This window comes from Rhizobium sp. RSm-3, assembly GCF_001854685.1.
GTDB classification, from domain to species: domain Bacteria; phylum Pseudomonadota; class Alphaproteobacteria; order Rhizobiales; family Rhizobiaceae; genus Rhizobium; species Rhizobium ecuadorense.
The window spans coordinates 306,972-329,049 of sequence record NZ_MAWZ01000013.1; the positions used below are offsets into that span (position 1 = coordinate 306,972).

Here is a 22,078-nt window from a genome sequence, read left to right on the forward strand (position 1 = left end):
GATACAAGATGAAGAGACTGTCCGCCTTCCATTTCGCCGCAGCGCTGGTCTTGCTCGGAACCGTATCGGCCGATGCCGCCGATACGGTCAACACACAAGGCCCCACGGTCCGTGTCGAAAAGATCGCGGACGGGCTCGACCATCCCTGGGCGGTCGAGGTGTTGCCCGGTGGCGCCTACCTCGTCGCCGAGCGGCCGGGCCGCATGCGCATCATCCGCGACGGCAAGGTCTCCGACCCGATCGGCGGCGTGCCCAAGGTCAGCGCCCGTGGCCAGGGCGGCCTGATGGACGTGGCGCTCGCTCCGGACTTTGCGACATCGAGAAAGTTCTATTTCACCGCCGCCATTGCCAATGGACAGGGTTCCGGCACCGAGGCCTTCAGCGCCACGCTTTCCGATGACGAGAAGCGACTCGACGCCGTTACACCCGTTTTCACCATGCAGCGTTTCACCTCAGGCAATATCCAGTACGGCTCGCGCATCGCCATTGCCCGTGACGGTTCGCTGTTCATCAGCGTCGGCGACCGCGGCGACCGCGACCGCTCACAGGACTGGCGGGACGATGCCGGCTCGATCATCCACATCAATGCCGATGGCAGCATCCCCGCCAACAATCCGTTCAAGGACGGCGGCAAGGCGCTGCCGGAAATCTGGTCGAAAGGTCATCGCAATCCGCAGGGCATCACCTTCGACACCAAGGACGGCAAACTCTATACCGTCGAACATGGCGCACGCGGCGGCGACGAGATCAATGAGCCCGAGGCGGGCAAGAATTACGGCTGGCCGATCATCACCTATGGCCGCGATTATTCGGGCGCCGAGATCGGCGAAGGCACCGCCAAAAAGGGGCTGGAACAGCCGCTGCATTACTGGGATCCATCGATCGCCCCTGGCGCGCTGACCGTCTATCGCGGCACCATGTTTCCGGAATGGGACGGCAATTTTCTCGTCGCGGCGCTGAAGTTCCAGCTGCTCTCGCGCATGCAGCGCGACGAGAGCGGCGCCTTCGTCGCCGAAGAGCGCCTGTTCGAGGGCGAATACGGCCGCATCCGTGATGTCATCGTCGCGCCCGATGGCGCGCTGCTGATGGTGACGGACGAGGATAACGGCGCGTTGCTCAGGGTTTCGCGCACTGAGGCCAATAACGGCTGAAAGATCACAACGCGCCGCGCAGCTCCTTGCGGATGACGAATTTCAGCCCCGACCAAATCTCGTCGACGGCGCAGACCTTGACGTCGACAAGACCGGTCGGAAGCAGGATCTCCCGCAAAACGTCCTCGGTGACATCGGTTGGCACCCGCGAACTTTTTTTCGGCCAGGAGATCCAGAGCATGCCGTCGGGCTTGAGAACCCCGAAGAGTTTAACCGCGGCAGCCTCGAGCGCCGCGCGTTCGGTCACAAACAGATGCACATAGTCAAACGCCCGCCAAGCCGTGTCCGGAAGCGCAAGGGCGAGCGAGGCAAAACCCTCGAAGCCATGAATGTCGCCCATCGTTTCGGGAACGCCGAGAAGAGCAGCCGCCTGCCCGCGTCCAAGGCCGAGCTTGCTGGCGAGCGGTCTGCCTGAATATCCTGCGGTCCCGGACGTCGCTGCCGTATCGCCGGCAGGCCGGCTTTCTTCGTGTCGCATCCTGCCATCTCCGCCGATAGGCATGAAGTCTTCACCCTTGCCTTGAGGAAACGCAACTGCTAACCGCTCGGGCGCACCCTTTCCCATCGAGGCCGACATGACGCGCGCTCAGGCGAACCTCCTGCTATTGCTCGCAGCCGCCATCTGGGGCGGCGGCTTCGTTGCCCAGTCGACGGCGATGAAGGCAGTCGGACCCTTCTGGTTCATCGCCCTGCGTTTTGCCGTCGCCACGCTGGCCGTCTTGCCTTTCGTCGTTTTTGAAGCGCGCAAAGCCAAGGCGAAGACAAGCGCACGCCATGCGAAACTCTATGTCCTCACCGGCCTTGCCCTCTTCAGCGGCGCAGTCACGCAGCAGGTCGGGCTGCAGACGACGACTGTGACGAATTCCAGCTTCATCACCGGCCTCTATGTCGTCTTCGTGCCGCTGATTGCCGTGTTCTTCCTGCGCCGCGCCCCGCATTGGATCATCTGGCCGGGCGCGCTGATGGCCGTCGCCGGTATCTATCTCCTGTCCGGCGGTCATCTCTCGGCGCTCACATCAGGTGATCTCCTGACCGTCGCCTGCGCCGTCTTCTGGGCAATCCAGATCACCCTTGCCGGCACGACGGTTTCTGCGACCGGCAGGCCGCTCGCGCTCTCGGCCACACAATTCGCCGTCACCGCGGTCTGTGCGCTCGCGATGGCCGCAGCCTTTGAACCGATCACCGTATCGGCGATATGGGCCGCAGGACCTGAGATCCTCTATGTCGGCATCTTCTCCTCGGGCCTGGCCTTCGTGCTGCAGGTGATCGCCCAGCGTTATACTACACCCTCGCAGGCCGCGATCTTTCTCTCCTCCGAAGCGCTTTTCGGCGCCTCGCTCGCAGCCCTGCTGCTCGGCGAGACGATGCCGGCCACCGGTTATGCAGGTTGCGCGCTCATGTTTATCGCTATGCTTGTAGTCGAACTCGTACCCGGATTCGCTCGCCGGCGCCTGCCAGCCGCCTGAACACGCGTCCAAATATGGGTGAGTGGCATCTTTTAAAAAAATTCGTCGGAACCGAAAAGACGCGTGCACGTTGCACTTTTGGGAAAATCTGCCCGAAATTTATATTGCAGACGATATAAAACGTTAATCATTCCCTATCGGCGAAGGAAATTTTGCGTTTTTGCGCAAATTGGATATCCGGGCGGGTGTGCCTCGAACGACACGGCAAAAAACTTTTACTTGCCAAAATTCGTTTAACGCAGCACTCTCAGCGCGTTCGGGCATTTTGCGAGCATGGGAAGTCCTTAAGTATTTGCGCGCCGGGAACGCTAATTATCCCGGTCAGCCGGTTCCAAAAAATGGCGGGCGAAAGTCCTGCCTGGAGCAGGCCGAGGTAGAGGGGACCTTTTTCTCACATTTCAAGAATTGCCTGCCAACACCTCCCGCAAGGAGGCAATGCTATGATGCTGCCCGTGTGGATGGCGGGCAGAGAGAAAAGGACCTGACGCATGGCAGAGACTGGGACTGTAAAATTCTTCAATACCGACAAAGGCTTCGGCTTCATCAAGCCGGACCGGGGCGGCGCCGATATCTTCGTTCACATTTCTGCCGTTCAAGCCTCCGGGCTGGCCGGTCTGACGGAAAATCAGAAGGTAAGCTTCGACACGGAGCCGGATCGCCGCGGCAAGGGCCCCAAGGCCGTCAATCTGCAGATTGCGGGCTGAACCCTTAACAAGGCTGTCGAATTTCGAGTTGAAGCCCGGCAGCGATGCCGGGTTTTGTCGTTCAGCCTTCGTTCAGCTACCAATCGATAGGACTGTCATCATCGAGAAAGGAACCGGCGTTCGGTTCCCGGGATTAGGACTTTACGCTGATGAACAGGCTCGCCAAGACTCTTCTGCTGACGGCAACGGCTGCCGCACTCACGCTTTCCGCCATCAGCGAGGCATCGGCCCGCGACCGTCATTGGCGCCATCACAACGGCAACGATGCGCTCGTCGGCGGCGCCGTCGGTCTCGCCACCGGCCTGATCGTCGGCTCGGCTATCGCCAATGCCAATAATGGTCCCGCTTACGAAGAGCGCCGCTACATCGACCCGGCCTACGAGCCGGACTATTACGAGCCCGCCCCGGTCTATCGCGCCCCGCGCCGAGTCTATGTCGAGCAGCCGCAATATGTCGAGCAGCCGCGATACTATGCGCCGACCCGCGCCGCCGTGGAGCCCTGGTCGCCGCAATGGGAGCGTTACTGCTCTTACCGCTACCGCTCCTTCGATCCGCGCAGCGGCACCTATATCGGCAATGACGGCCGCAGCCATTTCTGCACCGCCGGCTGATCGCTCAACAATCCCAGGTAACAAGCGCCGCTGATCAGCGGCGCTTTTTTTGTTTTTTGAGCCCTTCACCCGGCCTTCTTTTCCCAAGGCATGGGTCCGACCTCGGCATCGGTGTCGAAATCGGTCGAGACGCTGACGGCGCGCCATTCCCGATCAGCTTCAATACGCGCGGCATCAGCTTTCTCGACATTGCCTACGGCATCACTGCCAAGCAGTGGCCGGAACGGCGGCTGGTTGAGACCGGCGATATGGATAATGACCGCGGCCGCCTTGGCGGGATCGCCGGGCTGGCGGCCGTTATAGTCACGCTGGAAGCGCACGGTGGCGCCGACCGTCTCGGCATATTCCGCCCGCCCTTCGGCAAGCACCGTCGAGGCGCCGGCGAAATCGGTTCTGAAGCCGCCGGGCTCGATCACCGTCACCTTTATGCCGAACGGCGCGACCTCTTTCGACAGCACCTCGGAAAAGCCCTCGACAGCAAATTTCGCCGCCGAATAGGCGCCGCGCCCGGCAGGCCCGATCCGGCCGCCGACGGATGAGAACTGAATGATGTGCCCTGCCCCCTGCCCGCGCATCAAGGCGATGACCGCCTTGGTCATGATGATCGTGCCGAACAGGTTGGCCTCGATCTGAGCCCGGAAATCGGCGAGACTGGTATCTTCGATCGAGGAAACATTGCCGTAGCCGGCATTGTTGACGAGCACGTCGATGCGCCCGAACCGCTTCACGCCAGCCTCGACCGCCGCCGCTGCCGCCGTCTCGTCGGTCACATCAAGCGCTATCGTCAGCACCTGGCCGCCATACCGCTCGGAGAGATCGGCAAGGCGGGCGGGATCGCGCGCCGTCGCCACCAGATTGTCGCCGGAGGCCAAAACTGCCTCCGCCAGCGCCCGGCCGAGACCGCGCGAACTTCCTGTAATCAGCCAGACCCTGGACATCGGAAACCCTTCCTTCTTTGGTTCCCGGCTGATGTATGGTCTATTGTATCCGATCGAAAGAAGGTACCCCGACGATCTATACACACCTTGAGGTAACTGACTTGACCGGCGACATGTTCGATTTCTGCTGCTCCATGACGGACGAACAGGATGCGCGCGCCCGCGAACTGATCGAGCGCGCGGCGGCGAAATGGCCGCTGCGCATCCTGCACGTGCTCTCCGATGCCGGCGCACCCTTGCGCTTCTCGCGCCTCATGGAGAGGGTCGAGGGCATCAGCCAGAAGGTGCTGACGCAGACGCTGCGCACCCTCGAACGAGACGGACTCATCATCCGCACCCTCTATCCGCAAGTGCCGCCGCGCGTCGAATATGAGTTGACGCCGCTCGGACGCGACCTCCTCATGCAGGTTGCCGCGCTCTGGCGTTGGATCGTCGAACGCTTGGGCGATTTCGATGCGCGCAACGCCGTGAAGCTGACCGTTGCAGGCGTTTAGGCCGGGATGCGGATCGTTGCCCGCAGTCCGCCAAGCGGGCTGTCGCCGAGGGTGACGTTGCCGCCGTGGCTGCGGGCGATGTCGCGGGCGATGGCCAGGCCGAGGCCGGTGCCGGAGGCATCGAGGTTACGCGCCGCATCCAGCCGGAAGAACGGCTTGAACACGTCCTCGCGGTTCTTTTCCGGAATGCCCGGACCGTCATCGTCGAAAATGACGGTCAGCCATTTGGCATTGTGCTTGGCCTCGATATCGAGCCTGCCGGCATAACGGCGCGCATTCGAGGCAAGGTTGGTGACCAGACGCATGAAAGCGTTCGGCCTGACGGATATGTCATCATCGCCTTCGATCGAATAGCTGAATGTCTTGCCGTGCAGAGCGAAATCGGATTCCAGTTTGGCGAAGATCTCGCTGAGTTTCAGCTCGCCGACATCCTCTTCGACCTCGCCGCGTGCGAAGGCCATATAGGCCTCCAGCATGGTCTGCATATCGTTGACGTCGTCGTTCAGCCCATGCAGGTCGGGATTGTCGCCGGCCAGCGCCAGCTGCAGTTTGAAACGGGTGAGAATGGTGCGCAGATCATGGCTGACGCCGGAGAGCATGGCAGTGCGCTGTTCGATCTGTCGCTCGATTCGCTCCCGCATCAGGATGAAGGCAAGGCCGGCGCGCCGCACCTCGTCGGCGCCGCGCGGATAGAAATCATCGGGCTTCTGCCCCTTGCCGAAACTTTCGGCCGCGCGCGCCAAGGTGAGGATCGGCCGGATCTGCCCGCGCAGGAAGAGGATCGAGATGCCGATCAGCACCAGCGAGGTGCCGACCATCCAGACGATGAAGATATGCGTGTTCGAGGCATAGGTCTGGCTGCGCTTGGTCAGCACCCTGAGGATCTTGTTGTCCAGCTTGATGCGGATCTCGACGAGGTTCGAATTGCCGACCGTGTCGATCCAGAAAGGTCGGTGGATCTCGTCGGTGATCTCGTCGCTGAGGATGCCGTCGAGGATCGAGAAGAACGGCTTGACGCGCGGTGGCGGCAGGTCGCCGTCCGGCTCAATCGAGATCTGCAGGCTGAGCTGGTCGCGGGCGATGCGGACGATCTCGCTATAATCCGAATTCTGCGGATAGGTTTCGATGATCTCGATGATCGCAGCAATGTCGCGGGTAACGGCAAGCGACAGCCGCTCCGTCACCATCTGCCAGTGGCGCTCCATGAAAACGGCGGCGACGACCGATTGCAGCAGCACCATCGGAATGATGATGATCAGCAGCGAGCGTGCGTAAAGCCCGGTCGGCAGCCGCCGGCGCAGCCAGCGGAGGATCCAGCGCCAGCCCGGCGCAGAACTGCGGTCTTCCCGCCGCAAGCTGTCGATCGTCACCATCAGCGCCGGTCCTGGCCTCTATCCTTAGATCTAAAGCGCGTCGCGATCTTTCAGATTCGCTCTTTGCGCTTTAGCTCTTTATTTTTCCGCATGTCGTTGCCGCAAAACCGCTGCACACTTTTGCGCGACATGCTTTAGTCGATGCTCAGCCTGTATCCGATGCCGCGCACGGTCTGCAGCCAGACGGGATTGGCCGGATCATCCTCGATCTTACGCCGCAGCCGGTTGATCTGCACGTCGATCGTCCGCTCGCCGACCTCGGTGTCGTTGCCGATCAGTTCGTGTCGGGGGATCGTGTCGCCGGCGCGCCGTGCAAAGAGCAGCATGATCTCCTGCTCGCGGTCGGTGAGCCGGATCACCTCGCTGGCTTTCTTCAGCTCCTTGCGGGTCAGCGAGAAGGTGTAGGGGCCGAACATCACCTGTTCGATCTTCGGCCCTTCGCCACCGGCATTGCGACGCAGAATGTTGTTGATGCGCAGCACCAGTTCGCGCGGGTCGAAAGGCTTGGAAAGATAGTCGTCGGCGCCGGCCTCGAGGCCTTCGATGCGGTTGCCCGATTCCGCCAGCGCCGTCAGCATGATGATTGGCACGTTCTTGATGGCACGAAGCCCGCGGGTGACCTCGATTCCGGATTCGCCGGGCATCATCACATCCATGATGATCAGGTCGAAATCGAGACCCGTGAGCTTGCGCTGCGCCTCGGCGCCGTCGGCGGCGACGGTGACGCGGAAGCCGTTCTCGGCGAGATAACGATTGAGCAGCGCGCGGATGCGCGAGTCGTCGTCGACCACCAGCAGATGCGCCGCATCGTCGGAAATACCTGTCTTGACCGCCATTCAATCCGCCTTCTGTCTGTCCCGCATGCCTCTAAGGAAAGCTTTTACGCCCTCCCGCACCTCCGCAGAAGCCCCTTCGAATGCCCGCTCAATGCGGCGCGATTGCGGCTCGGCAAGGGCAAGCGCCAGCTCTCGTCCCGATTTCGTCGGATAAAGCTTGCGCTGCCGCCGGTCCTCTGGACCTGCGACCTGGCGAATATAGCCTGAATCGATCAGCTGTTTCAGCACTCTTGCAAGGCTCTGCTTGGTGATCTTCAGCGTATCGAGAAGATCGGCCACCGTCATGCCGGGGTTACGGTTGACGAAATGCACGACACGGTGATGCGCCCGCCCGAAGCCGCTCGTTTCGAGGATAGCGTCAGGATCGGAAACGAAGTCGCGATAGGCGAAGAAGAACAGCTCGATGATCTCGAAATCGATGGTGTCGGTATCTTCCATCGGCGTGGCCAGCGGCTCTGGCTTGCCTGTTTTCGGGCCGGTCTGTCGTGACACGCGGCATTCCTTTCTCTTCCCGCCCCCGCGGGAAACGCACGGACTCTTATTTCCTCAGCATTTCCTGGAAACCAAGACCCGCCCGGCACTCCGACGCAATACGCGATTTCCCCTTGCGTCTGTGGATAAAACGTAATGGGGACAACAATCAACAGGCATGGCGCTTGAAGCGGCGGAGGCAGCGGTCGCCGCCGGATAAGATCCTCACGCAATCGGCCCGGCACATCAAAGCGTTACGGCGCCGTGCGGCTGAAAAGACGCGCGGCGCTTAGGCTGAACGCCCGCCGGGCATTTATCGATGCGCCCGTGCCATAACCAGTCCGGCGAGCGTCGAGAGAATGCCGCCGCCGATCAGACCGCCGATGCCGTCGGCGATCAGGCCGGTCATAGCCGCTTCCCCACCGACCATGCCGAGCAGCATGCCGCCGGCGATGCCGCCGATCGCGCCTGCGATCGTACGGGCGACGACATTGATCGCTTGCTGCTTCAAGGCGGCGCTCGCGGCATTGCCGCCGATGGCACCGGCAATCATTTGGATGACGAGCGGAAGTAGCGCTTCCATGACTTTCCTCCTCTGGCGATCTCCCCGATCGCCGTTATATGCCGAACCTTCGGCATATTAGTATTTTATCATATTCAGAAGGAAAGCGTTAAGAAAAAATCAACCCATGCGGGAGGCAAGGGAGAAGGAGGACGGGCTGGAACCGAGGCGGCCAGCCGACCGCCTCGATGTATTTTTACCGGTTACATCACTGATAAACGTAGACGATCCGGCGGGTCCCGGGATCGACCAGCACCGGCCGGTCGTTGATCCTCGTATAGCGGTATTCGTAATCCGGGATCGACTGGAAGGTAACATCGGCAGGCACCTCGGCGCCGACGACGACGTCGCCGCCGAGCTGCACCGTCTGGCCGGGATTGGTTTCGATATAGGTGCGGACCGTCTCCGGCGGGGTGATGGTCTCAACGGCCCCGACCGGGCCGAGCAACTCGTCGCCAGGCGCCGGCTGCGGGTCAGCCGGAACGACGCTGGCGGTCGACTCGTAGGTCACGACGGGAACGCCGATCTCGGCGCGGTTCTGTTCGACAATGACCGGTGTGCCGCCGCGGTCGACCTGCAGATAATCGGCATAGACCCAGCCGCGCATGCCGTTGACGTCGACACGGCACCAGCGGCTGCCTTCGATGCAGCCGTCGAGCACCGCGGTCGAGCCGCGGGTGGCAAGACCGACCGCCGGATATTGCGGGCCGGGGCCGGCGCGGACGTTGAGATCGTTGACGGTCGTCGCCATCATCTCCGCCTGCGCCAGACCGCCGCTCGCCAGGAGCACGGCTCCAGCCAATAGAATGTGTCTCTTCAAGGTCATCTGAGCGTCTCCTTGGTTTCGATGCGCGGACAACGCACGGCGTTCCACGATGTTCCCCCCCACTCCGCAGCGCGAAAGACCACTTGCGAGGCGCCGTTCGCAAGCCATTGAATATATTGAAGAAAACAAGAGTTTTCCGGCCTCTGGCGGCAACATCGCGAGGCATAAACTCTTGTTGCAGCCCGTCTTTTTGCCGTGAGGCGGGCAGCAGACACAGAAGATTCCGGCTGTCCTTGACGCGGTTTCGGACTATACCCGGGGCATCCGAGACACCAAGCGAGGCACCTATGGGCATGCTCCAGGCCGGCATCATTCCAGTGACACCCTTCCAGCAGAACTGCACGATCTTCTTCGATCCCGAGACCAAGGAAGGCGTTGTCGTCGATCCCGGCGGCGACGTGCCGCTCATCCTGCAGGCGATCGCGCAAAACGGCTTGATCATCAAGGAAATCTGGCTGACGCACGGCCATCTCGACCATGCCGGCGGCGCCAGCGAGCTGAAGGAAGCCCTTGGCATCGACGTGGTCGGCCCGCATCAGGACGACCTGCCGCTGCTGCAGCGGATCGAGACCCAGGCCGAAAAATACGGCATATCGGGCTTGCGCAACGTCGTACCCGACCGCTGGCTGAAGGATGGCGACACGATCTCTTTCGGTGCCCACGAATTCGAGGTCTATCATGCGCCCGGTCATGCCCCCGGCCACGTCATCTATTTCAACCGTGCGCAGAATTTCGCCCATCTCGGCGACGTACTGTTCAACGGCTCGATCGGCCGCACCGACCTGCCGGGCGGCAATCATCAGCAGCTTCTCGATTCGATCCGGGACAAGGTGCTGCCGCTCGGCGACGACGTCGGCTTCATCTGCGGCCACGGCCCCGGCAGCCGCATCGGCGATGAGCGGCGCAGCAATCCATTTCTGCAGGAAATCAAGCCGCGTTGAGCATCCCGCTCGGGCAAATCAGGCTACTGGCAAACCAATGCAAAACCCGCGACGTCACCCTCGGCCTTGTGCCGAGGGTCTACGCACGTAAAATCAAGCACCTGAAAATAAACGTTTTTCTGTCAAGAAACTGCGATGAACAAATGCTTGGCACAAGGCCGAGCATGACGCAGGACAGCTTGTCAACGAACTGCTGTGAGCGCTCGCTCACATCATCTTCCTGCCGTTCGGCACCGGCTGCTCGACCGCCGTAAGCACGATTGCACCATTCTCGTCCTCGAAACCCAGCGTCAGTACTTCCGAGCGGACCGGCCCAATCTGGCGTGGCGGGAAATTGACGACGCCGAGCACCTGCCGGCCGATCAGGCTTTCCGGCGTGTAGTGCACGGTGATCTGTGCCGAGGATTTCTTGATGCCGATCTCGGGACCGAAATCGATGAGCAGCTTGATCGCCGGCTTGCGCGCTTCCGGAAAGAGACTGGCTTCGAGGATCGTGCCGATGCGAATGTCGACACGCTCGAAATCGGCGTAGCTAATCTCCTCGGCCATATCGTCTCCGCTAGCGCATCATTCCTTTGCGAAAATCGAGATCGATTTTCGCAAAGGAATGATGCGCATTCAAAATGTTAGAGCGTCCTTGGCGCGTCTTTATAGACGCGCGGCGCTCTAGCCGGCCAGCTCTTCGGCCCGCTTGCGCGCCGCCGCCAGCGCTGCGTCGAACAGAGGCTGCATGCCGTTTTCGGCCATCAGCACGGCGAGTGCCGCCGCCGTCGTGCCGCCGGGAGAGGTCACATTCTGCCGCAGCCGCGAAGCGTCGTCGGGGGACTGGTGCAAGAGTTCACCAGCCCCCGCGACTGTTTCCCGCGCAAGACGCATGGCGAGGTCCGCCTGCAGGCCGAGTTTACGGCCTGCCTCCGCCATACATTCGACGAGATAGAACACATAGGCAGGACCACTGCCCGACAGCGCCGTCACGGCATCGATATCGGTTTCCGCGGGCACCCATTCCACAGGACCCGAGACGCTGAGAAGGGAGTGGACACGCTCGCGCTGCTGATTGCTGACCGCTGAATTGGCAAAGGCGCCGGTGACGCCGCGCCCGACCATGGCCGGCGTATTCGGCATGGCCCGCACCATGGCGGCTTTGCCCAGATGCGTCTCAAGGAAACCGAGCGTCTTGCCGGCAGCCACCGAGACGACGACGGTTTCCGGCCCGACGGCACTTTTCACCGCCGGCAGCACCGTCTCCATCACCTGCGGCTTGACCGCGAGAAACAGCACGCTTGCCTTCAAAGCCGGGGGAGCCGCGACCACATGGGTCGCGCCGGCCTCGCTGATCGTCGCCAGCATCGCCGGCGACGGGCCGGGATCGACGACAATGACGGCCGAGCCCGGCACGCCGCTTTTCAGCCAGCCGGAGAGCATCGCCCCGCCCATATTTCCGGCGCCGATCAGGACGACGGGATTTGTCGAGGAGAAGGTGTTCGCGGGCATCTTATGCCTCGCCGACTGTTTCGAACAACACGGCTTCCATTGCCTTCGTCGCTTCCATGCCGGACCACACGACGAACTGGAATGCCTGGAAATAGGCTTCGCAGGTATCGAGCGCACTGGAAAGCAGCACCTCCACCTGGCGGTTGGTGGGCTCCGCGCCGCCGGCCAGCAGCAGCGACTGCCGGAAGATGACGACATCTTCCTGGCGCCAGAGGTCGAAATGCCCCATCAGCACCTGCCCGTTGATCGCCGAGAGCAGCTTGACCACCTCGTTGACCCTGATGTCGGGAACTTTGATATCGAAGGCGCAGCCAAGGTGCAGCGCCTCGAATTCCTCCATCCAGGAGAAGGAGACGTGGTAGTCCGTCCAGCGACCCTCGACCGTCATCGCGATCTCGTCCTCGCCGGACCGTTCAAACGACCAGTCGTTGTTGGAGGCAACGTACTCAATCATATCGACCGGGTTCGACTGACGCTCGACTTCCAATTCCATCAGGTTCATGCAGCACCTTCTTGACCGGAACGAATGCGACCTAACTTGGTGTAAGAACACAAGAAAGACACACGCAAATACCGGAACCACCACTCGGATGATCGTTGAACCGCTGCCAGACTTAACGCAGATAACCTGCCCGGAGCTTACCAAGTCGCTTCGAATCATCATTTAAAATCAGTGTATAATGCCCCTTGCCACCTGCCAGCCCCCTGAGGGGAAAATAGGCCGGACCACTGTGGAAAGGCTCTTCGAAATTCAATTCAGAAGGGAGAATAAGCGACTCTGCGAATTGGCTTTTTTGGCAGTGTCCACAGGTGGAAAACTCCACCTGAATTTTTTGTGACGGATGCGGCGTGTGGCATGAAGGCAACGCCGCATCTGTGGCATATCGGGACTTTAAAGCATGCCGCGCAAAGCGTTCGGCGGCTTGCGGTTGCGGCGTGCGGAAGACAAAGACCTGAAGCGCAAGGAGCGAATCTGAAAGATTGCGACGCGGATCAGTGCCCCTCGCCGCCAAGCCTCGCTTCGAGCGCCGCGATGCGGGCGGCAAGCGCCTCGTTCTCGTCGCGCGCCTTGATCGCCATTTCGCGCACAGCCTCGAACTCCTCGCGCTTGACGATATCCATGCTGTTCAGCCAACGCTCGGCCTGGGCGTTGAAGGCGGTTTCGATCTCCTTGCGGACGCCCTGGGCAGCACCTGCCGCATCGGTCATCAGCTTGGCGAATTCGTCCATGATGCGGTTCGTTCCGGTCGTCATGGCGTTTTTCTCCCTTCGCATGAGGTGAATTTCAGCCCTTTGGGGCCTCAAGGATTGAGGTAGGGCTTCGCCACCCGCGATGCAAGCGCTTTGCATTGGATCGGCTTGCCGGAACGGGCCGCGAAAGCGCCATCACGAACAATGGACTTGACCGTCCGGGATCGCAGCGGCATGTTCCGCGCAACCAAACAGGTGGGAAAACCTTGCCGACAGCAGCCAATCTCCTTGCCATCATGCCTTTCCCGGACATCGATCCGATCGCTTTTTCGATCGGTCCGCTGGCGATTCACTGGTACGGTCTCGCTTATGTCGCCGGCATCCTGCTCGGCTGGGCCTATGCGCGTCGCCTCGCCGCCAATAACAGTCTCTGGCCCGGCAATGTCTCGCCGATGTCTAAGACGCAGCTCGACGACTTCATCGTCTGGGCGGCTCTCGGCGTCGTCCTAGGCGGCCGTCTCGGCTATATTTTCTTCTATGATCTCCCCGCCGTCCTGCGCAGTCCCGTGCGCGCGCTCGAGATCTGGAACGGCGGCATGTCCTTCCATGGCGGCCTGACCGGCACGACGATCGCCATGATCATCTTTGCCCGCCGCAACGGCATTCCGATCTGGAGCCTGTTCGACATCGTCGCCACCGTCGTTCCCTTCGGGCTGTTCTTCGGCCGCATCGCCAATTTCATCAATGGCGAACTCTGGGGCCGGCTGACCGACGTGCCCTGGGCCGTGGTTTTCCCGACCGGCGGCCCCTTCGCCCGCCACCCGAGCCAGCTTTACGAAGCCGGCCTCGAAGGCATCGTTCTGCTCCTGGTGCTGGCCGCCCTGGTTTACCGCATGCGGGCGCTGAAGAGCCCCGGCTTCATCACGGGCGTCTTCGTCTGCGGCTATGCGCTGTCGCGCATCTTCGTCGAATTCTTCCGGGAGCCTGACGCCCAGCTGGGTTACCTCCTCGGCACGAACTGGCTGACCATGGGCATGGTGCTCTCCTCCCCGATGATCCTGCTCGGCCTCTGGGCGATGCTCAGGGCCCGCCGCCAGGCTGCGCTGCAGCTCTGAAAACGGCAGGACGCGCGACATGACCACCGCTCTAGGCGAAAAGATCAAGGCGATCATCCAGGCCAACGGCCCGATCAGCGTCACCGATTATTTCTCGCTCTGCCTCGCCGATCCCGAACACGGCTATTACCGCACCCGCGAGCCGTTCGGCCGCTCGGGTGATTTCGTTACCGCGCCCGAAGTCAGCCAGATCTTCGGCGAGATGATCGGTGTCTTCATCGTCCATGCCTGGCAGCGCCACGGCACGCCGGCGGGCGTCCGCCTCGTCGAGATCGGCCCCGGCCGCGGCACGATGATGGCGGATATGCTGCGGGTCATTTCCCGCATCGCCCCGCCGCTCCTGGAGATGATGACCGTACATCTCGTCGAAACCAGCGAGCGCCTGCGCGACGTCCAGAGCCAGACACTCGAGGCTTACGGCGAGAAGATCGTCTGGCACCACGGCTTCGACGAAGTCCCGCCGGGCTTCACCCTGATAGCCGCCAATGAATTGTTCGACGCCATCCCGATCCGCCAGTTTGTCCGCATGCCGACGGGTTTCCGTGAGCGCATGATCGGCATTGATGCCAATGGCGAGCTGGCCTTCGCCGCCGGCGTCGCCGGCCTCGATCCGGCACTTCTGCCCGAACCGGTGCAGAACCTGCCGCTCGGCACGCTCTTCGAGATCTCGCCTGCCCGCCAGGCGGTGATGATGGCGATCTGCGAGCGGCTGCGCGCCTTCGGCGGAACGGCGCTTGCGATCGATTACGGCCATCTCGTCACCGGCTTCGGCGATACGCTGCAGGCCGTGCGCATGCATGAATTCGACCCGCCGCTCGCCCATCCCGGTGAAGCCGATCTGACGAGCCATGTCGACTTCCAGCAGCTCGCCGAAACGGCGCTTGCGGCCGGCGTCCATCTGAACGGCGCCCTGCATCAGGGTGATTTTCTGACCGGCCTCGGCATCCTCGAACGTGCCGCCGCCCTCGGCCAGGATCGCGAGCCGCAAACCCAGCAGGTCATTCAAACGGCAGTCGAGCGGCTCGCCGGCGCCGGTGAAGGCCGGATGGGTGAACTCTTCAAGGTGATGGCGGTCTCTAACCCCGCAGTCGACCTCATGCCCTTTCGCCCCGTGGATTGACAGGGCGCACGCGGCTGGTTCAACATCCCAGCCACCAAGAACTTGAAGCGCGCCGCCAATGCGATGCGCTTGGGATAATAACAAACCTCTTAAAAAACCCCGGAATCACAGATGCAGGACGCGGCCTCTCCCGCACCGATCGAAAGCACGCTGCTGAACGAAGCGGCGGGCGGCACTATCCGCCACGGTTATTTCACCCGCGCCGGCGGCGTTTCCGAAGGGCTGTATCGTGGCCTCAATGTCGGCCTCGGCTCCAGCGACGAACGTGACAAGGTCCTGGAAAACCGCCGCCGGGTCGCCGCCTGGTTCGACCTGCCGGTCGAGCGGCTGGCGACCGTGCATCAGGTGCATTCCCCGGATGTCGTGACGATCGATGCCGATTACGACGGCGCCCGTCCCGCGGCGGATGCGATGGTCACGCGCACCCCCGGCATCGTGCTTGGCGTGCTTGCCGCCGATTGCGGCCCGATCCTGTTTGCCGACCCGGACAATCGCGTCGTCGGCGCTGCCCATGCGGGCTGGAAGGGCGCGCTGACGGGCGTGCTTGAAAACACCATCGCCGCCATGGAGACGCTGGGGGCGGACCGCACACGCATTATCGCCTGCCTCGGCCCCTCGATCAGCCAGACAAGCTATGAGGTCGGCCCTGAGTTCGTCGAGCGCTTCATCGCCGAGGACCCGGATTACCAACGTTTCTTCGCGCCTTCGGCAACATCAGGCCACGCCATGTTCGATCTGCCGGCATTGACTATCGGCCGGCTGACGAAAGCCGGCGTGCGGGCCGAAAGCCTCGGCCTCTGCACCTATCCGGACAGCGAGCGCTTCTTTTCCTACCGCAGGACGACACATCGCAAGGAGCCGGACTACGGCCGCCAGATTTCCGCGATCTCAATCAGGGAGACTTGAGCAGAATGGCACTGCACTTTGAAAAGGCAGAATTCGCAAGCCGGCTTGCGCGCCTCACCGAAAAGATGAAGGAAGAAAAGCTCGACACCCTGCTGCTCTTCGCCCAGGAAAGCATGTACTGGCTGACCGGCTACGACACCTTCGGCTACTGCTTCTTCCAGACGCTGATCGTCAAGAGCGACGGCACCATGGCGCTGCTCACCCGCTCGGCCGACCTTCGCCAGGCCAGGCACACCTCGATCCTCGAGGATATCCATATCTGGGTCGACCGGGTCAATGCCGATCCGACGCTCGACCTGAAGAACCTGCTGGTCGACATGGACCTGCTCGGCGCCCGCATCGGTATCGAATATGACACGCACGGCATGACCGGCCGGATCTCCCGGCTGCTCGACGCGCAGCTGACCACCTTTGGCCAGATCGTCGACGCATCCTATCTTGTCAGCCGGCTGCGCCTCGTCAAAAGCCCGACTGAGGTCGCCTATGTCGAGCGCGCCGCCCTTCTCGCCGACGATGCGCTCGACGCCGCGATCCGGCTGACCAAGCCCGGCGCCGACGAGGCCGATATCCTCGCCGCCATGCAGGGCGCGATCTTTTCCGGCGGCGGCGACTATCCCGCCAACGAGTTCATCATCGGCTCCGGCGCCGATGCCTTGCTTTGCCGCTATAAGGCCGGCCGCCGCAAACTCGACGCCAGCGACCAGCTGACGCTCGAATGGGCCGGCACCTATGCGCATTACCATGCCGCCATGATGCGCACGATCGTCATCGGCGAGCCGATGCAACGCCACCGCGAACTCTACAATGCATGCCGCGAAACCATCGAGGCGATCGAGACCGTGCTGAAGCCCGGCCACAGCTTCGGCGACGTCTTCGACATGCATGCCAGGATCATGGACGAGCGCGGCCTCGCCCGCCACCGGTTGAATGCCTGCGGTTATTCACTCGGCGCCCGCTTCTCGCCCTCCTGGATGGAGCACCAGATGTTCCATGTCGGCAATCCGCAGCCGATCGAGCCGAACATGTCGCTTTTCGTGCACATGATCATCGCCGATTCCGACACGGGCACGGCGATGACGCTCGGCCAGACCTATCTGACGACGGCGGATGCGCCGCGCGCGCTGTCCCGCCATCCGCTGGATTTCATCGGTCTTTGACCGATGAGAATCCGGAATTGACAGACGCCCGCCCCCGCCCGCATAAATTCGGACGGGGCTGACGCGATTGTGGAAAGGACGGATCAAGGGATGACGCGAGCTGCGATTGTGCCCACCCTCCTGGTCGTCACGGCTCTGCTGACCGCCTGCAATACCACCGATGCGCTGACGCCGCAGGTCGATATCGGCGATTCCTCCGCGCGCGCGTCGTCGAGCCCGGTGACGCAGGGCGAGGCTGAGCGTCTGGCGGGCACACGCCAGCGGGTCTTCGCCCAAAGCTCCCAGCCGGGTGGCTACCATCCAGCTTACGATCAGTCGCAGCAGGCCTATCGGCCCGGCACCGGCGCACCGCCGACGACAATGCAGGAGCAGGCGGATGCCCTGTCGAGGAACAGTTCCTCGCCGGCCGCCTCCGCCCCGATCGAGGAACAATCGCTGCCACCGCCGGCTTCCGGCGGTGCGCCTCCCGCACAGTCGGCTCAGCCGGTCGAGATGCAACAGCCGCAACAGACCGCCGCCCTCCCCGGTTCCTCCTCTGCCCGCGGCAACACCGTGCGCTTCCTGCCGATCATCGGCGCACCGGTGCAGGCGGTGACCCCGCTCTCGCGCCAGCTCGGCGCCGAGGCGCGTGCGCACGGCCTTTCCATCAAGAGCTCGACCGATGCCAGCAGCGATTACATTCTCAAAGGTTATCTCTCCGCCTTCAGCGACGACGGCAAGGTCACCGTGGTCTATGTCTGGGACGTGCTCGACAGTGCCGGCGGCCGCCTGCACCGCATCCAGGGGCAGGAAAGCGTGCCGGCGGCCGCGGCCGACCCCTGGGCGGGGGTTCCCGCCTCGGTGATGCAGCAGATCGGCTCGAAAACCATCGCGGAATTCTCCTCCTGGCGGCAGGCGCGGGGCGGTTAGTCACAAACTTTTCGCAAATATGAAAGCCTGTGGCGCCTTTGCCCTTGCATTCACGGGGAAGCTGGCTAAAAAGCGCGGCTATCAGCGCATAACGGGCGGACCAAAATGAAGGTTTTCGCAGGCAATTCGAACCGGCAACTCGCCGAAGCGATCTGCACCTATCTCAACGTTCCCTTGGGGAGAGCCAGTGTTCGAAGATTTGCCGATCAGGAAATCTTCGTGGAAATCCAGGAAAATGTGCGCGGCGAGGATGTTTTCCTCGTGCAGCCCACCGCCTTCCCTGCCAACGACCACCTGATGGAACTGCTGATCATGATCGACGCGATGCGTCGTTCCTCAGCCCGCCGCATCACCGCGGTGCTTCCCTATTTCGGCTATGCGCGTCAGGACCGTCGCGCCTCAGGCCGCACGCCGATCTCCGCCAAGCTGGTCGCAAACCTCATTACCGAAGCCGGCGCCGACCGCGTCATGACGCTCGATCTCCATGCCGGGCAGATCCAGGGCTTCTTCGACATCCCCACAGACAATCTCTTCGCCCTGCCTGTGCTGACGCGCGACATCAAGAGCCATTACGACCTCAGCAACGTCGTGGTCGTTTCGCCCGATGTCGGCGGCGTGGTTCGCGCCCGCGCGCTTGCCAAGCGGCTGGACTGTCTTCTGGCCATCGTCGACAAGCGTCGCGATCGGCCGGGTGAATCGGAAGTGATGAACATCATCGGCGATATTGCCGGCAAGGACTGCCTGCTGATCGACGACATCGTCGATTCCGGCGGCACGCTCTGCAACGCGGCCGACGCGATGCTCGCCAAGGGCGCAGCCAGCGTCACCGCCTATATCACCCACGGCGTCCTCTCCGGCGGCGCGGTCACCCGCGTCACCTCCTCGAAGCTGCGCGAACTCGTCATTACGGATTCGATCCAGCCGACGACGGCCGTGCTCTCGGCACACAACATCCGCATCGTAACGACGGCGCCGCTGATCGGCGAAGCCATCAGCCGAACGGCTCAGGAAGAGTCGGTCTCCAGCCTCTTCGATTAAAAAGAGCCGGCATTCGACCGGCTCTTGCATCAGATGGACCAGGCTATTACCGGGCATGCTCACAGAGCAGCATGAATTGCTGGAAACGAAAGCCCAGAATAAACCGCCGTTCCGATCATTCCGCGAAGCTTGTCACGTAAGGCGCAAAAAGCCGGCACAAGGCCGGCTTCTTTTGTTTCTTATCCCGATTGATAACGCTCAAGGCTGCTGCGGCGGCGCAGGTACCGCATCCTGGCCCTGATCCGGTTCCTGCTCCTGGTCTGACTCCGTCCCCTGATCTTGATCCGGAGCGTCCGGCCCCTTGACCACCTGTCCGTTAACGGCAACCGCGCCGTCGCGGCTGATGCTGATATCCCAGCGCGAACGGCCGTCCGCATCGGTCTTGGCGAAGCCCTTCACCATCATGATGCCGAAGGAGACCTGGTTGAGATCGGGATCCGTCTTGGCAAGCTCCTGAACCGCGGCGATCGTCTTGTCCAGATCGCGGGCAAGGATCGTCGCCTCCATCGAATAGTCCTTCTCGGTGTCGATCCGTCCTTCGATCTTGCCCGTCACGTCGATGTCGTAAACATCCGACTTAGCGCTGATCTTCGGAAACTCGACGGCGAGGCGACCGTCGCGGAAGAGCTTCTTGCCCATCTCTTCGCCGCTCGCCTCCGGCGCATTGTCCTTGAAATCCATCGCCATCAAGGCATCGCCAAAACTGGCGAAGTCCAAATTCGGCACGGCAACTTGCAGATCGAAACTGGTCGGCATGAAAGTCGAATAGCTTGGCGGCATCAGCGGACTGTCGAGGCTGATATCTTGCGCATTCATGCCGAAGCCGAAGCGCATGGCATCGCTCGGCCCGTCCATAGCCACGTTGTAACCAAACGCCTTGACACCGCCATTGCCCAACTGGCTGCTGACGGTCAGATTGTTGACGCCAATCGTCTCGCTGAACGAAGCAAGAAGCGGGAAGGCTTCCTTGAGTATCCCCTTCACCTTGGCGCTATTTTCGGGGCTTAGTTCCTTCTCGTCGGCATGATCGAGAATGAAGAAGACCATGTCGCGGATCTGCTTGGCCGGCAGACCATTTATCTTGGCTTCGACGTCGATCGAGTCGGCACGGATTTCGACGGGCGGCATTTGTGCGCCGGAAACCTTCTCGACGAAAGTCGACGCCGAGCCGCTGCCGACGACATCAATACGCCCATTGCCGCCCGCACTGTCGGTCGAACTCAGCTTCTGATCCATGCTGGCGATGCTGGCGCTGACTTCTTCGGTCTCAGACTTGCTGGTGAGCTTGATGTCCTTTGCCGTGGCGGTGCTGGAGCGTAGGTAGCTGATCGCCGGATCGAAGATGCCAGCATAGACAAGAGAAGCAATGGAATAGGAGAAATCCGTCGGCTTTTGGTCAGGACCCTTGAAATGGCCGGAGACATCGAACTGATTGTCGCCTTCGATGTTCCAGAGCCCGCTGTCGAGCGGTGTGGCGAATGTCGAGAACGGCGTCAGCCCGTTGATCGTGAATTTTGCCGGATCGGCTTTGGAAAGCAGCTTTGCCAGATCGTAAATGATCTCGTAGCGCGTGCCGGTCGGATTGACGGTGATCAGGCCGCTCTTCGCCAGTTCCTCCGGCAGCAGCTTTGTCAGGCTGCCTTTGAGCGCATTGGCGCCGTCCTGGTTGATCTCGGCGCTCTGGGCCGTAGTGACAAGGCAAAGTGCCAGCAAGCTCGTTGCCGTGACAAGTTTAAGACGCATAGTCCGATTTCTCCTCAGCCGCTTTTTTGATTGCGGCATCCAAAGAGAGGAAGCGCGCCGATGTCAACCTCGGCTATAACGGGACTGCCGATTTTGCCGCTTTGCGGGACTGCGGGTTTCGCAGTAAGCGCAAACATTGCCTCCCGGACGCGGCATTCGCTTTGCCAAAAACAGGCTTAATCCGCAACTTGCGTTTCCGAGCGACTTATAATATAGGCCACCGGTCCGTGTAGACACCCTTGGAGGCAGCGCGGATGAGGATGGGGAAACCCGCCTCCAGTTCGACGGAACAAGGCTTCTGCCCGCCGCCGAACTCTCCAAATAACCTCGAAAGGAATAGCCATGAGCCAGGAAACTTACGAGCTCAAGGCCGAGGCGCGCGAACGGGTTGGTAAGGGGTCCGCCCGTGAACTTCGCCGCAACGGTTTGATTCCCGCTGTCATCTATGGTGACAAGCAGGCCCCCATTGCCATCGCTCTCAACACCAATGAGGTGACGAAGCGCATTCATGCCGGCGGTTTCATGACCACCGTGGCGACGATCGAAGTCGACGGCAAGAAGTACAAGGTTCTGCCGAAGGACTACCAGCTCGATCCGGTCCGCGACTTCACGATGCATGTCGATTTCCTGCGCGTCTCCGGCAACACCCAGGTGACCGTCGAAATCCCGGTTCACTTCATCAACGAAGAGAAGTCCCAGGGCCTCAAGGTCGGCGGCGTTCTGAACATCGTTCGCCATGAAGTCGAAGTTCATTGCCCGGCCGATGCGATCCCGGAATTCTTCAACGTTGACCTCAGCGGCAAGAAGATCGGCGACAGCATCCATATTTCGGAAGTCACCCTTCCGAAGGGCGTCACGACAGTCATCGACCGCGACTTCACGATCGCGACCATCATCGCTCCGGCTGCCGGCGTCGACGAGAGCGCCGCGGAAGGCGAAGCCGAAGCCTGATCGCTTCGACCAATTGGTAAAGCATACGGCCCGCTTTCCCGTGAACTGACCCCTGAAAGGTTGTCGTCCAACTTTCAGGAG

At 61.7% G+C, this 22,078-nt stretch carries 26 protein-coding genes; 13 read left to right on the forward strand and 13 right to left on the reverse strand.

Translation table 11 applies throughout. The features are described from left to right. Positions 1–8 precede the first annotated feature (8 nt). On the forward strand, positions 9–1,151 hold the full coding sequence (locus BBJ66_RS14670; RefSeq protein ID WP_071087880.1) for a PQQ-dependent sugar dehydrogenase: 1,143 nt from the start codon (positions 9–11) through the stop codon (positions 1,149–1,151). Positions 1,152–1,155: 4 nt separating this feature from the next. On the opposite strand, the gene BBJ66_RS14675 is transcribed toward BBJ66_RS14670, so the two are convergent. Continuing rightward, positions 1,156–1,629: a DUF3052 domain-containing protein gene (locus BBJ66_RS14675; protein ID WP_071087881.1), complete on the reverse strand. Its 474-nt coding sequence runs from the start codon at positions 1,627–1,629 to the stop codon at positions 1,156–1,158. A gap of 97 nt (positions 1,630–1,726) precedes the next feature. Here BBJ66_RS14675 and BBJ66_RS14680 point away from each other — a divergent pair, with 97 nt between their 5' ends. From BBJ66_RS14680 to BBJ66_RS14690, 3 genes are all read left to right on the forward strand, one after another. Then, entirely contained in the window at positions 1,727–2,617 is an 891-nt protein-coding gene (locus BBJ66_RS14680; protein ID WP_071087883.1) for a DMT family transporter, read from the forward strand. Between the two features lie 488 nt (positions 2,618–3,105). After that, positions 3,106–3,321, forward strand: coding sequence for a cold-shock protein (locus tag BBJ66_RS14685; RefSeq protein ID WP_003561293.1), 216 nt, complete (start codon positions 3,106–3,108; stop codon positions 3,319–3,321). Positions 3,322–3,470: 149 nt separating this feature from the next. Continuing rightward, entirely contained in the window at positions 3,471–3,932 is a 462-nt protein-coding gene (locus tag BBJ66_RS14690) for a BA14K family protein (protein WP_049736295.1), read from the forward strand. Positions 3,933–3,997: 65 nt separating this feature from the next. Here BBJ66_RS14690 and BBJ66_RS14695 read toward each other — a convergent pair whose 3' ends face one another. Next, complete coding sequence (locus tag BBJ66_RS14695) at positions 3,998–4,870, reverse strand: oxidoreductase (RefSeq protein ID WP_071087885.1); 873 nt, start codon at positions 4,868–4,870, stop codon at positions 3,998–4,000. A 35-nt stretch (positions 4,871–4,905) separates the two neighbouring features. Between BBJ66_RS14695 and BBJ66_RS14700 the strand changes: the two genes are divergently transcribed. Further along, a complete protein-coding gene (locus tag BBJ66_RS14700) occupies positions 4,906–5,364 on the forward strand; it encodes a winged helix-turn-helix transcriptional regulator (RefSeq protein WP_063844357.1) in 459 nt (152 codons plus the stop codon). Here BBJ66_RS14700 and BBJ66_RS14705 read toward each other — a convergent pair. From BBJ66_RS14705 to BBJ66_RS14725, 5 genes are all read right to left on the reverse strand, one after another. Then, entirely contained in the window at positions 5,361–6,737 is a 1,377-nt protein-coding gene (locus tag BBJ66_RS14705; protein WP_049736211.1) for an ATP-binding protein, read from the reverse strand. The two genes, BBJ66_RS14700 and BBJ66_RS14705, sit on opposite strands and share 4 nt — an antisense overlap. Positions 6,738–6,871: 134 nt before the next feature. Further along, positions 6,872–7,573, reverse strand: a complete 702-nt coding sequence (locus BBJ66_RS14710; RefSeq protein WP_049736210.1) for a response regulator — start codon at positions 7,571–7,573, stop codon at positions 6,872–6,874. Further along, positions 7,574–8,065, reverse strand: coding sequence for a MarR family winged helix-turn-helix transcriptional regulator (locus tag BBJ66_RS14715; protein ID WP_049736209.1), 492 nt, complete (start codon positions 8,063–8,065; stop codon positions 7,574–7,576). A gap of 292 nt (positions 8,066–8,357) precedes the next feature. Continuing rightward, positions 8,358–8,627, reverse strand: a complete 270-nt coding sequence (locus tag BBJ66_RS14720; protein ID WP_071087887.1) for a hypothetical protein — start codon at positions 8,625–8,627, stop codon at positions 8,358–8,360. A gap of 187 nt (positions 8,628–8,814) precedes the next feature. Continuing rightward, a complete protein-coding gene (locus BBJ66_RS14725; RefSeq protein ID WP_071087889.1) occupies positions 8,815–9,432 on the reverse strand; it encodes a DUF1236 domain-containing protein in 618 nt (205 codons plus the stop codon). 287 nt (positions 9,433–9,719) lie between these two features. Between BBJ66_RS14725 and BBJ66_RS14730 the strand changes: the two genes are divergently transcribed. Beyond that, the gene (locus BBJ66_RS14730) at positions 9,720–10,373 is read left to right on the forward strand and encodes an MBL fold metallo-hydrolase (protein WP_071087891.1); all 654 of its coding nucleotides are present in this window, start codon (positions 9,720–9,722) and stop codon (positions 10,371–10,373) included. A gap of 207 nt (positions 10,374–10,580) precedes the next feature. Here the strand turns inward: BBJ66_RS14730 and BBJ66_RS14735 are convergent, their stop codons facing one another. The 5 genes from BBJ66_RS14735 to BBJ66_RS14750 all read right to left on the reverse strand — a co-directional run bounded on the left by BBJ66_RS14735 (position 10,581) and on the right by BBJ66_RS14750 (position 13,121). Continuing rightward, the gene (locus BBJ66_RS14735; RefSeq protein ID WP_071087893.1) at positions 10,581–10,922 is read right to left on the reverse strand and encodes a tRNA-binding protein; all 342 of its coding nucleotides are present in this window, start codon (positions 10,920–10,922) and stop codon (positions 10,581–10,583) included. Positions 10,923–11,039: 117 nt separating this feature from the next. After that, positions 11,040–11,867 carry a pyrroline-5-carboxylate reductase gene (gene proC / locus BBJ66_RS14740; protein WP_071087896.1) on the reverse strand — a complete coding sequence of 276 codons (828 nt, stop codon included), beginning with the start codon at positions 11,865–11,867 and terminating at the stop codon, positions 11,040–11,042. A 1-nt stretch (position 11,868) separates the two neighbouring features. Beyond that, positions 11,869–12,369 carry a YbjN domain-containing protein gene (locus BBJ66_RS14745; RefSeq protein WP_003541709.1) on the reverse strand — a complete coding sequence of 167 codons (501 nt, stop codon included), beginning with the start codon at positions 12,367–12,369 and terminating at the stop codon, positions 11,869–11,871. Between the two features lie 112 nt (positions 12,370–12,481). Then, a complete protein-coding gene (locus BBJ66_RS34595) occupies positions 12,482–12,880 on the reverse strand; it encodes a hypothetical protein (protein ID WP_128146104.1) in 399 nt (132 codons plus the stop codon). Further along, on the reverse strand, positions 12,861–13,121 hold the full coding sequence (locus tag BBJ66_RS14750) for an accessory factor UbiK family protein (protein ID WP_049736202.1): 261 nt from the start codon (positions 13,119–13,121) through the stop codon (positions 12,861–12,863). Before BBJ66_RS14750 ends, BBJ66_RS34595 begins: the two co-directional genes overlap by 20 nt. 203 nt (positions 13,122–13,324) lie before the next feature. Here BBJ66_RS14750 and lgt point away from each other — a divergent pair, with 203 nt between their 5' ends. The 6 genes from lgt (at position 13,325) to BBJ66_RS14780 (ending at position 19,303) form a co-directional block, all read left to right on the forward strand. Then, positions 13,325–14,173: a prolipoprotein diacylglyceryl transferase gene (lgt, locus tag BBJ66_RS14755; protein WP_071088132.1), complete on the forward strand. Its 849-nt coding sequence runs from the start codon at positions 13,325–13,327 to the stop codon at positions 14,171–14,173. A 19-nt stretch (positions 14,174–14,192) separates the two neighbouring features. Beyond that, a complete protein-coding gene (locus BBJ66_RS14760) occupies positions 14,193–15,293 on the forward strand; it encodes a class I SAM-dependent methyltransferase (RefSeq protein ID WP_071087898.1) in 1,101 nt (366 codons plus the stop codon). 111 nt (positions 15,294–15,404) lie between these two features. Beyond that, positions 15,405–16,199: a peptidoglycan editing factor PgeF gene (gene pgeF, locus BBJ66_RS14765; protein ID WP_049736199.1), complete on the forward strand. Its 795-nt coding sequence runs from the start codon at positions 15,405–15,407 to the stop codon at positions 16,197–16,199. Positions 16,200–16,204: 5 nt separating this feature from the next. Further along, complete coding sequence (locus BBJ66_RS14770; protein ID WP_071087900.1) at positions 16,205–17,356, forward strand: M24 family metallopeptidase; 1,152 nt, start codon at positions 16,205–16,207, stop codon at positions 17,354–17,356. A gap of 90 nt (positions 17,357–17,446) precedes the next feature. Then, positions 17,447–18,265 carry a hypothetical protein gene (locus BBJ66_RS14775; protein WP_071087902.1) on the forward strand — a complete coding sequence of 273 codons (819 nt, stop codon included), beginning with the start codon at positions 17,447–17,449 and terminating at the stop codon, positions 18,263–18,265. Between the two features lie 105 nt (positions 18,266–18,370). After that, a complete protein-coding gene (locus BBJ66_RS14780) occupies positions 18,371–19,303 on the forward strand; it encodes a ribose-phosphate pyrophosphokinase (RefSeq protein WP_049736196.1) in 933 nt (310 codons plus the stop codon). 198 nt (positions 19,304–19,501) lie between these two features. On the opposite strand, the gene BBJ66_RS14785 is transcribed toward BBJ66_RS14780, so the two are convergent. Then, positions 19,502–21,046: a hypothetical protein gene (locus BBJ66_RS14785; RefSeq protein WP_071087904.1), complete on the reverse strand. Its 1,545-nt coding sequence runs from the start codon at positions 21,044–21,046 to the stop codon at positions 19,502–19,504. A 342-nt stretch (positions 21,047–21,388) separates the two neighbouring features. Here BBJ66_RS14785 and BBJ66_RS14790 point away from each other — a divergent pair, with 342 nt between their 5' ends. Continuing rightward, positions 21,389–21,997, forward strand: coding sequence for a 50S ribosomal protein L25/general stress protein Ctc (locus tag BBJ66_RS14790; RefSeq protein WP_049736194.1), 609 nt, complete (start codon positions 21,389–21,391; stop codon positions 21,995–21,997). Positions 21,998–22,078: the final 81 nt, after the last annotated feature.

Coding starts and splice junctions, on each gene's coding strand:
- BBJ66_RS14670 (WP_071087880.1), top strand. CDS start 9: ATGAAGAGACTGTCCGCCTTCCATTTCGCCGCAGCGCTGGTCTTGCTC.
- BBJ66_RS14675 (WP_071087881.1), bottom strand. CDS start 1,629: ATGCGACACGAAGAAAGCCGGCCTGCCGGCGATACGGCAGCGACGTCC.
- BBJ66_RS14680 (WP_071087883.1), top strand. CDS start 1,727: ATGACGCGCGCTCAGGCGAACCTCCTGCTATTGCTCGCAGCCGCCATC.
- BBJ66_RS14685 (WP_003561293.1), top strand. CDS start 3,106: ATGGCAGAGACTGGGACTGTAAAATTCTTCAATACCGACAAAGGCTTC.
- BBJ66_RS14690 (WP_049736295.1), top strand. CDS start 3,471: ATGAACAGGCTCGCCAAGACTCTTCTGCTGACGGCAACGGCTGCCGCA.
- BBJ66_RS14695 (WP_071087885.1), bottom strand. CDS start 4,870: ATGTCCAGGGTCTGGCTGATTACAGGAAGTTCGCGCGGTCTCGGCCGG.
- BBJ66_RS14700 (WP_063844357.1), top strand. CDS start 4,906: ATGGTCTATTGTATCCGATCGAAAGAAGGTACCCCGACGATCTATACA.
- BBJ66_RS14705 (WP_049736211.1), bottom strand. CDS start 6,737: ATGGTGACGATCGACAGCTTGCGGCGGGAAGACCGCAGTTCTGCGCCG.
- BBJ66_RS14710 (WP_049736210.1), bottom strand. CDS start 7,573: ATGGCGGTCAAGACAGGTATTTCCGACGATGCGGCGCATCTGCTGGTG.
- BBJ66_RS14720 (WP_071087887.1), bottom strand. CDS start 8,627: ATGGAAGCGCTACTTCCGCTCGTCATCCAAATGATTGCCGGTGCCATC.
- BBJ66_RS14725 (WP_071087889.1), bottom strand. CDS start 9,432: ATGACCTTGAAGAGACACATTCTATTGGCTGGAGCCGTGCTCCTGGCG.
- BBJ66_RS14730 (WP_071087891.1), top strand. CDS start 9,720: ATGGGCATGCTCCAGGCCGGCATCATTCCAGTGACACCCTTCCAGCAG.
- BBJ66_RS14735 (WP_071087893.1), bottom strand. CDS start 10,922: ATGGCCGAGGAGATTAGCTACGCCGATTTCGAGCGTGTCGACATTCGC.
- proC (WP_071087896.1), bottom strand. CDS start 11,867: ATGCCCGCGAACACCTTCTCCTCGACAAATCCCGTCGTCCTGATCGGC.
- BBJ66_RS14745 (WP_003541709.1), bottom strand. CDS start 12,369: ATGAACCTGATGGAATTGGAAGTCGAGCGTCAGTCGAACCCGGTCGAT.
- BBJ66_RS14750 (WP_049736202.1), bottom strand. CDS start 13,121: ATGACGACCGGAACGAACCGCATCATGGACGAATTCGCCAAGCTGATG.
- BBJ66_RS14760 (WP_071087898.1), top strand. CDS start 14,193: ATGACCACCGCTCTAGGCGAAAAGATCAAGGCGATCATCCAGGCCAAC.
- pgeF (WP_049736199.1), top strand. CDS start 15,405: ATGCAGGACGCGGCCTCTCCCGCACCGATCGAAAGCACGCTGCTGAAC.
- BBJ66_RS14770 (WP_071087900.1), top strand. CDS start 16,205: ATGGCACTGCACTTTGAAAAGGCAGAATTCGCAAGCCGGCTTGCGCGC.
- BBJ66_RS14775 (WP_071087902.1), top strand. CDS start 17,447: ATGACGCGAGCTGCGATTGTGCCCACCCTCCTGGTCGTCACGGCTCTG.
- BBJ66_RS14780 (WP_049736196.1), top strand. CDS start 18,371: ATGAAGGTTTTCGCAGGCAATTCGAACCGGCAACTCGCCGAAGCGATC.
- BBJ66_RS14785 (WP_071087904.1), bottom strand. CDS start 21,046: ATGCGTCTTAAACTTGTCACGGCAACGAGCTTGCTGGCACTTTGCCTT.
- BBJ66_RS14790 (WP_049736194.1), top strand. CDS start 21,389: ATGAGCCAGGAAACTTACGAGCTCAAGGCCGAGGCGCGCGAACGGGTT.